Source organism: Geomonas sp., from assembly GCF_035254065.1.
Lineage (GTDB): Bacteria > Desulfobacterota > Desulfuromonadia > Geobacterales > Geobacteraceae > Geomonas.
Genome location: NZ_DATFBA010000226.1, coordinates 1 through 9166, shown reverse-complemented (window position 1 = coordinate 9166; position 9166 = coordinate 1). Strand labels below are relative to the sequence as shown.

Here is a 9166-nt window from a genome sequence, read left to right as displayed (position 1 = left end):
CCTGGTCGGCCTCGCCCTCTACTATCTGCTCCGCCTGGACGAGGGCGCGCTGCTGGCGCCCAAAGCGGACGTCAAATGCCTGCCGGTGGCGGAGCAGGCGGAGTAACAGTTTGAGAATCTAAATAGCAGTTAAAGGGGCAGCTCAACGTGGCGCACTTCACAATCTTTCAATATCAGCAACTGATGGAAGACCTGCATGATTTAGCAGTTATCGCCGAACGGCATGAAGAAGATTCCATTTCGTTTGAAGAGATGAAAAAGCGACTTTCTGCCCCACCCTCGCTTTGAGATTCTGCCAAACCGACCGTAAAGAAGATCTGCGACCACTCCCCACTCCAATCAGCTGCATAGTTTCTCGTTCTCCAGTTTCCCTCCAGATATAGACTCGTACTCTATTGCTATAAACCCAAAGTCAAAAGGCTTGACGCCGGCTTGTTCGAGGTGTTAAGAATACTGGATTTAACTGCACATTTATCAATAGTTTGCATCCTCTTGTTGATTGGTTGCGGCTAATGACTGTGACCCGGGCGCTGACATAGTGCGCGGTGATCGATCGGGGAGTGAGGTTGAATTGTAAGGACGCTTCGGGCTCTGGTGCGGCTCCTGAGGGGTACCGGCGCTTGTCGGTGCACGGAAGGGTTGTGCTGGCGCGGGACTGGGCTGTTGAGGCGGTTCGCGAAGCGGTTGCCTCCCAAACTCTCTACGAGTGGGCGGCGGCCCAGCCTTCTCCGGACCTGATGCGCGGCCGCGGGATCAGCTACGGTGTCGACCTTCCTGCCGGTGCAACTGCCGAAGCTTCCACCCCGGTGGTGGTTCGCCGCAACCGGCATGGCGGGCTCCTTCGCTTCCTCACGGGTGAGCATTTCCTGCTGCCCACCCGGGCGCCCCTGGAGCTGGAGACTGCGCTCCGCTTGATGAAGGCCGGCATCCCGACCCCTGAGGTCGTCGCCTGTGTCGTCTATCCCGTCGCCGGCCTGTTCGGCCGCAGCGACGTGATGACCCGGCGGCTTCCCAAGGGGGATGATCTCCCCGCCGTCTGGCGTGACGCGGACGATGAGGCGCGGGAAGCCTTGCTTTCCGCCGTGGGGGCGCTACTCACTGCGCTGGCTGCTGCCGGTGCCTGGCACGCGGACCTCAACCTGAAGAACATCTACATTGCCGGTGACGGCGGGTCGCCTACCGCGTACCTGCTGGACGTGGACCGGGTTACCTTCCCCCGGACGGCCGAGGTCGCCAAGCGCAACTACGAGCGGCTGGCCCGCTCTGCGCGGAAATGGCGCGAGCGCTGGGGACTGGATTTCAGCGAGGAGGCACTGACCAAGCTGGCCTCTCTCGCCTTGGAGAAATAACGCATGCGATTTACTGCAGACCGCGTCTGTATTGTCATGATGAGTGCCGTGGGCGACGCGGTCCATGTCCTGCCGGTCCTTCACTCCCTGAAAAGGGCGAACCCCGCCTGCAAGATCACCTGGGTCCTCCAGCCCGGGCCGGCCATGCTGGTCAAGGGGCACCCGCTGGTCGACGAGATCATCCTGTTCGACCGCACCAAGGGGGTGCGCGGCTTCCTCGACGTGCGCGACCAGCTGAAGTCCCACCGGTTCGACCTCTGCATCCAACTGCAGGTCTACTTCAAGGCCAACATCGTCGCCTCCTTCGTGAAGGCTCCGGTGAAGCTGGGCTTCGACTTCGCCCGCGCGCGCGACCTCAACTGGCTCTTCACCAGTCACCGTATCCCGCCCCACGCCATGCAGCACGTCCAGGACCAGTACCTGGAGTTCTGCGAGTACCTGGGGGCCCCCACTACTCCGGTCACCTGGGGCCTGGGGCCGTGGAACGACCAGGAGCGCAGCTGGCAGCGGGAGTTCTACTCGAAGATCGAGCGGCCAGCGGTGCCCATCGTGGTGGCGACCAGCAAGGCGCAGAAGGACTGGCTCCCCGAGCGCTGGGCGGAAGTCTGCGACGCGCTGTACGCCGATTTCGGCCTGCAGCCGGTGCTGGTGGGGGGCAAGTCGGAGCGGGAGGTGAACGCCGAGCGCGTGATTATGGAGAAGACCAGCCACAAGCCGATCAGCGCCCTGGGCAACGGTGGGCTGCGCGGACTGGTCGGCATCTTCGACGGCGCGGCACTGGTCATCTCCCCCGACACCGGCCCGCTGCACATCAGCGTGGCGCTCGACCGCCCGGTGGTCTCGCTGATCGGCTATTCCAACCCGAAGCGGGTCGGTCCTTACCGAAAGTTCCAGGACCTGATGATCGACGTCTACGGCGAGCCGGGCGAGGATTACCCGATCTCCATGGAGAACCGCCCCGACCGCATGCCGCGCATCAAGGTGGCCGACGTCTTGGAGAAGGTCGAGGTGTGGCGAAACGCGTACGAGGGGAAACACTAAAGCAATCCCCCCTGTCCCCCCTTTATCAAGGGGGGACGTGTAGCGGAATGTATCGCTGTCTGGCTCCCTTTGCCTTTCGTCCGAGGCTCCTCCTCCCGGGGGGGGAGGTTGGGAGGGGGGAGCGCTGCCGTGAAGCACGGGGCTGCATCGATCTGGACACCTGGGCTCCCCCTCCCTGGCCCTCCCCCTCCGGGAGAGGGGACGTTGGATAGGTTATGTTTTTTGTTTTCTATAATATATTCGCCTCCTTGCTGATCCTGCCGGTGACCCTGTTTCATCTTTACCAGAAGCTCAAGGGGAGCAACCCTCCCACTTTGTCGGAGCGGCTGGGAGGGATTCCCGCGGAGCAGCTGAAGAAGATCGGCGGCCGTCCCGTCATCTGGGTCCATGCGGTCTCGGTTGGGGAGACCCTGGCCGCGCGCCCGCTGCTCGCCGCGCTCAAGGAACGCTACCCCGGTCACGCCCTGCTGCTCTCCAACAGCACCTTGACTGGCCGCGAGGTGAGCGGTCGTCTTCCCGTGGTGGACGCCAACATCTGCTTCCCCTTTGATTTCCTGCCGGCGGTGCGCCGGGCCTTGGACACGGTACGGCCGCAGGTGATCGTGATCATGGAGACCGAGGTGTGGCCGAATTTCACCCGCGAAGCCGACCGCCGGGGCATCCCGGTGCTGCTCGCCAACGGTCGCATCTCCGACCGCTCCTTCGGGCGCTACCTGAAATTCAGCTGGGTCTTCCGTCCCGCGTTGCAGCTCTTCTCGGCGCTCGGCATGCAGACCGCGCTGGATGCAGAGCGCATCGTCGCCATCGGCGCCCGGCAGGACCGCACCCAGGCCCTCGGCAACCTCAAATGCGACATCGCGTACCGGCAAGTTTCCGAAGAGGAGAAGGCCGAACTGCGGGGACGTTATACGATTCCGGCGGAACTCTCCGTCCTCACCGCCGGGAGCACCCGGCCGGGCGAAGAGGAATACGTGCTGGAGGCCTACCGCGAGCTGCTCGCCGAGCGACCGGACCTGTTCCTGGTGGTGGTGCCGCGCCACCCCGAGCGGGCGGCGGAGGTGGCATCCATCCTGGAGCGGAAGGGGCTTCCCTATCGCAGGCGGACCGAGTTGCAGAAATCAGCTTCTTCCTTCGCTGGGGGTGAGGTGTTACTGGTGGATACGGTGGGGGAGTTGATGAACCTGTATGCCCTCTCCGACTTGGTCTTCGTGGGGGGGAGCCTGGTACCCACCGGAGGCCACAACCTGCTGGAGCCGGCTTCGCTCGGGGTGCCCAGCCTGTTCGGTCCCCACATGAACAACTTCCGCGAGATTACCGCGCTGGTGCTGCGCTACCACGCCGGCATCCAGTTGAAAAAGCCGGAGGAACTGGCGCCGCGTTTCCGGGATCTGCTCGGCGATGCTGACAAACGGCATCAGCTCGGCCAGAACGCGCTGACCATGATGCGGGAGAACGGCGGGGCGACGGAAAAGCACATGAAAATCGTGGAGAGGTATCTCGGGTAATATCTCCGGGGAAACTCCCGTTACACCTACAAGCAATCCCCCCTGTCCCCCCCTTTATCAAGGGGGGACCTGATGGCGGGGGATCACCGTTTGTGAGACATTTCCTCGTGCGTCCCCTCCCCTTCAAGGGGAGGGACAGGGTGAGGATGGGGTTCATTTAGTGAAGCAGATCGATAAAAGCCGCGTGCGCAAAATTCTCGTGAGGTCGGTGAACTGGCTGGGTGACGCCGTCATGATCACTCCCGCTCTGGGCGCCATCCGCCGGCACTTCCCGGATGCGGAGATAACCGTGCTCGCCAACCCGCTGGTCTCGCAGATGTTCGCCAACCACCCGTCGGTGGACAAGGTGATCACCTTCGAGCGCGGCAAGCACCGCGGCCTGATGGGGCGCCTGCGGCTGGCCGGCCAGCTTCGGCAGCAGCACTTCGATCTGGCGATCATCTTCACCAACTCCTTCGAGGGTGCGCTGATCCCTTGGCTTGCGGGGATCCCGCTTCGGGCCGGCAAGAACAGCGACGGCCGCGGCCTGCTGCTCACCCATCCCTGGCCGAAGACCCTGCAGAACACCAAGGAGCACCAGGTCCTCAACTACCTCGATATGGTCAAGTTCTTCGGAATCCCCTCCATTGCGCCGGTGCTGAGCCTGGCCACCACGACGGAGGAGGACGGCGCCATGGCCAAGCGGCTGGCGGCTGCGGGGATCGCACCGGGGGACTTCGTGCTGGGGGTGAATCCCGGCGCCACCTTCGGCTCCGCCAAGCGCTGGTACCCTGAGCGGTTCGCCGAGGTCGCCCGCGGCCTCTCCGAGCGCTGGGGCGCGCGAGTGGTGATTACCGGCGGCTCGACCGAAACGGAGATGGCCGCACGCATCCAGGAGCAGCTCGGCGCTGGTTGCCTGAATCTCGCTGGTGCCACCTCCGTGCGCGAACTCATGGCGCTCATCAAGCGCTGCAATTTCTTCATCACCAACGATTCCGGCCCCATGCATATCGCAGCGGCCTTCGATGTGCCGCTGGTTGCCATCTTCGGATCGACCGACCACCGCACCACCAGCGCCTTCTTCTCGCACGGTACCATAGTCCGGCATGACACCGACTGCGCCCCCTGCATGAAGCGCGAGTGCCCGACCGACCACCGCTGCATGACCGCCGTCACCGCCTCCGAGGTCATCGAGGCCGCCGATGCCCTTTTCGGAAAGCTTCATCTGGCAACCTCCTCCGACAACTCCCACTCCCGAAGGGGGAGGGCCGGGGAGGGGGAGCCAAGCCCCGCAGTAGGTGACCGGTGAACGCTAGCCGCGAGCAATATTACAAAGATTTGGTCTCCGGCAAGCGCGAGCGGTTGCGTGACCGGTTGCTCTGGGTGATCCTCCGCCTTGCTGCCGTGCTCTACGCGCAGGTGCTGCGCGCCCGGGCCTCCGCTTACCGACTCGGTCTCCTACCGTCTTACCGGCTGCCGGTGCCAGTCATCTCGGTCGGCAACATCACCTTGGGGGGGACGGGCAAGACCCCGATGGTGGCCTGGCTGGCGGAGTATTTCATCCGGCGCGGCAAGCGGGTCGCCGTCATCTCCCGGGGCTATCGCGGTTCCGCCGAAGGGAGCGTATTGATCGTTTCCGACGGCACAACCATCCGAGTATCACCCGAAGAGTCCGGCGATGAACCATACCTCTTGGCGAAGAAGCTACCCGGGCTGATGGTGGTGATCGGCGCCGACCGCCGGGCCGCCGCCCAGACCGCGATGCGGGAGTTGCAGCCGGATCTCTTCATCCTGGACGACGCCTTCCAGCACCTGCGCGTGAAAAGGGACCTGAACATCCTGCTCCTCGATGCCACCCGCCCCTTCAGCAACGGCGCCACGCTCCCTGCCGGTTTCCTGCGGGAAGCGCCGTCAGCCGCGGGGCGTGCCGACCTGGTGGTCTACACGCGCACCAGGGAAGGGGAGGCCACCCCGGACGCCGTGCCGGGCAAGCCTTATTGCCGGACCAAGCACAAGCTTGCCGCGCTCCTCCCGTTGGGCGGTGGAGAGGCAAAACCGCTTAACTCGATACCGTCGACGGCTCGTGTGCTGGCCTTCTCGGGGATCGCCGACCCCAGCTCTTTCTTTGACGGGCTGGAGGCGGAAGGGGTGGGGCTGATCACGACCCTCGCCTTCTCCGATCACACCCCCTATGGTGAGGAGGAGATCGCCGCCATCCTGAGGCTTCGGGAGGCGTCGCGCTCGACCGTCATGCTGACCACCGAGAAGGACGCGGTGAAGCTGCTGGGCGTGGCGGACAGGCTGGTGAACTGCTACGCCGTCTCGCTGGAGCTGCAATTCTTCGATGCGGCACCCATGGAGACCGCGCTGGAGAAGTTGATGGCCGGCGAGAAAAGGGGAGGGGCTGCGTGAGCGTTCAGAAGGAGCTTTTGGAGATCCTTGCCTGCCCAAATTGCAAGGGGAAGCTGGTGAAAGATGGGGATCGTGTGGTCTGCGCCTCCTGCGGGCTCAGGTATCCCGTCAGGGACGGCATCCCAGTTTTGATCGTTGAAGAGGCGGAGAAAGTGGAACGGTAATATGAGTACGGTAACTACTGAAAATATGACGGCGGAGCAGATCGCGCGCGGCGCAATTCTGCGCAAAAGCCGGCACATCCTGGTCATCCAGACCAAGTTCCTCGGGGACACCTTCTGGACCATCCCGTTCATCGAGAACCTGCACAGGAACCTTCCGAACACCAAGATTTCGGTGATCGTCAAGCAGGGGAACGAGGCGGTCTTCTCGGCGCATCCCGCCGTCGCCAATGTGGTCGGCTTCCCCTATAACGACATCAAGAAAGGGGTGGCGGGGAAACTGCGCTTCCTCTCCTTCCTGCGCCAGGTCCGGGGCCTGCACCCCGACTGCGCCATCGACCTCACCGACGGCGACCGCGGCGCCCTGATGAGTTACTTTTCCGGCGCCCGCTACCGCTTCACCTACCCGGTGGGGAAGCGGGCACGGCACAAGCTGTTCACCCACGTGGTACCTGTCAGAGAGGAAACCCACATCGTCAAGTTCTACGCCGATTTCCTCGAGCTGATGGGGTTGATCAACTACACCAACGAGATCCGCTACCACGTCATGCCGGAGGCGCTGGCCTCGCTGCGCGGCAAGGCACCGGCGGCATTCGCGGAGGGGGGGAAGCCCAAAGTGGTCATCCACCCCGGCTCCCGGGTCCCGCTGCACCAGTGGGGGGAGCACAACTACGCCCGCCTCTGCGACCTGCTCTCGGAGCGCTTCGATGTCTTCCTGGTGGGCGGCCCGGGAGAAAAGGGGATCCTCGACCAGGTGGTCGCTCAACTGCAGCGGCCGCCGGTTTTCGTGAGCCACACCCTTTCGCTGGCGGAGTTCGCTGCCCTCTGCAGCCTGGCCGACCTCTTCGTAGGGAACGACAGCGGCCCCATCCACGTCGCCGCTTCCACCGGCATCTTCGTGTTCGGGCTCTACGGGCCGACCTACAACGAGTATTCAGGCCCCATCACCAAGAGGAAATGCATCATTGAGAAGCGGCAGCCCCCCTGCCAGCCCTGCGTCCGGAGCTACTGCGTCAACGACGAGTACCGCGCCTGCCTGGAACTGATCAGGCCGGAAGAAGTGATGGAAAAAATCCAGCAGCAGTTTCCCGGTGAGTGCATCGATTAGGGAATCGCATTCACCAGATTTGGGCTAGTTGGGCCGTTCGTGCTGAGCTGTCGAAGCATCAGCGCCAACTGTTCCCATCTCTATAGCAATAAAAGTTCCACGCCCTTCGACAAGCTCAGGGTGAACGGCCGTTTTGACCGGCATAGCAAAAAACAAACCGGACAACAGTGCGGTGACTGGCTCCGAAGGTGCCTGTCGCCCATGATTGGTTTCCCCGGAGATGAACATGCGCGTACTCATCATACAAACTGCGCCCCTTGGCGGGATACTGAGCGCCCTGCCGATCCTCGATTTCCTTCACCAGGCGGTGTCGGAGGTGGAGGTCGACTGGGTGGTGGACGAGGAGTACCGGGCCGTGCTGGAGGGCAATCCCCTGCTGAGCACCCTGCACACGGTGAGGACCGGCGAGTGGAGGAACCTTCCCCGCGCCCTCTCGGTGGCGCGCGAGATCGGCCAGTTGAAGGAGACGCTGATCGCTAGAGAGTACCGCTTCGTCTTCGACCTGGAGGGGAGCTTCAACAGCGGCCTGATCGGCCGGCTGACCGGCGCCCAGGATAAGATCGGCTTCGAGAAGAGCGAGCTCGCCGACAGGGGGAACCTCTTCTTCTCCATGCGCCGGGTGCCGCTCAGGCGCCAGGACGCCAACGATAGCCATAAGTACCTGCGCCTGGTTTCCATCCCCTTTGCCAAGGATTTCAGGGCCATGGAGCTCTCCAGCGGCATCATCACCGAAGCTGCCGATGACTTGGCCGCCGAGGCGCTGCTCGCCACCCTCTCCGACGGCCTGGTTTTTCTGTTCGACTGCGGCGCCGATTGGCAGACCAAGCTCTGGAGCGAGCAGGGGTGGTTGGAACTTGCACGGCAGGTGGTGGATACCTTCCACGAGGTGACCATCCTCCTTTGCTGGGAAACCGAGGCCGAAAAGGAGCTGGCGACCAAGCTCGCCAAGGCCGTCACGGCGGCGAGGGTGCTGGATCGCCAGACCCTGAAGGGGATGGCCGCGCTGTTGAAGAAGGTCGACCTGGTGGTGGGGGGCGACAACGACACCGTCAAGATGGCGGCGGCGCTGGGCACCCCGACCGTTTCCTTCTACCGTGCCACCGACGCCAAGCGCCGCGGCCCGATCGGCGAGCACCACGTGGTGGTCCAGTCCCCGATCCACTGCGCCCGCTGCCTGAGAGCGAACTGCGACAAGGACACCCAGTGCCGCGGCACCATCAAGACGGAGGCGCTGCTGGCGGGGATTCGCTCCCTGTTCAGCTCCTGATATGAAGCTAAACGTCAACATCATCGAGCCCACCCTCTCCGGCGAGGCGGGCCATTGCCAGAGTTTCGTGGCGAGCCTGTGCGGTTCGGCGGGGGAGAAGGAGGTCCGCTTCACGCTGTGGGGCGGGAAGAGTGCCTCGCTCCCTCCCGTGCCGGGCGCCGAGATCTCCGTAGAGCGCCACTTCTTCCGCAAGATCCGCCGCTTCCAGGAGTTCTTCCTGCTCCGTCGCCTGTTGGCCCGCAAGGAGCGGATCTTCATCTCCACCGCCGGCCGGGTCGACCTGGTGCTTTTGAACCTCGCCGCTTCCGGCAGCGTCCCTGCCAACCGGGTGTTCTGCTTTTTCC

The 9166-nt window shown here is 63.6% G+C and carries 9 protein-coding genes; all 9 read left to right on the top strand.

What is annotated here, in order from left to right:
- The first annotated feature begins 626 nt into the window (after positions 1–626).
- Positions 627–1349 (top strand): lipopolysaccharide kinase InaA family protein, encoded by a 723-nt coding sequence (locus VJ604_RS10625; protein ID WP_324082330.1) that lies wholly within the window; start codon positions 627–629, stop codon positions 1347–1349.
- A gap of 3 nt (positions 1350–1352) precedes the next feature.
- Positions 1353–2390, top strand: coding sequence for a glycosyltransferase family 9 protein (locus VJ604_RS10620; RefSeq protein WP_324082328.1), 1038 nt, complete (start codon positions 1353–1355; stop codon positions 2388–2390).
- 215 nt (positions 2391–2605) lie between these two features.
- Positions 2606–3895, top strand: a complete 1290-nt coding sequence (locus tag VJ604_RS10615; RefSeq protein WP_324082327.1) for a 3-deoxy-D-manno-octulosonic acid transferase — start codon at positions 2606–2608, stop codon at positions 3893–3895.
- A gap of 184 nt (positions 3896–4079) precedes the next feature.
- On the top strand, positions 4080–5183 hold the full coding sequence (gene waaF / locus VJ604_RS10610; protein WP_324082326.1) for a lipopolysaccharide heptosyltransferase II: 1104 nt from the start codon (positions 4080–4082) through the stop codon (positions 5181–5183).
- A complete protein-coding gene (gene lpxK / locus VJ604_RS10605) occupies positions 5180–6286 on the top strand; it encodes a tetraacyldisaccharide 4'-kinase (protein ID WP_414652418.1) in 1107 nt (368 codons plus the stop codon). Before waaF ends, lpxK begins: the two co-directional genes overlap by 4 nt.
- Positions 6283–6450 (top strand): Trm112 family protein, encoded by a 168-nt coding sequence (locus VJ604_RS10600; RefSeq protein ID WP_324082325.1) that lies wholly within the window; start codon positions 6283–6285, stop codon positions 6448–6450. Before lpxK ends, VJ604_RS10600 begins: the two co-directional genes overlap by 4 nt.
- A gap of 1 nt (position 6451) precedes the next feature.
- A complete protein-coding gene (locus VJ604_RS10595) occupies positions 6452–7555 on the top strand; it encodes a glycosyltransferase family 9 protein (protein ID WP_324082323.1) in 1104 nt (367 codons plus the stop codon).
- Between the two features lie 226 nt (positions 7556–7781).
- Positions 7782–8822, top strand: a complete 1041-nt coding sequence (locus tag VJ604_RS10590; RefSeq protein ID WP_324082322.1) for a glycosyltransferase family 9 protein — start codon at positions 7782–7784, stop codon at positions 8820–8822.
- Between the two features lies 1 nt (position 8823).
- Positions 8824–9166, top strand: a 343-nt coding sequence (locus VJ604_RS10585; RefSeq protein ID WP_324082321.1) for a hypothetical protein, incomplete at its 3' end; no start/stop codon positions are given.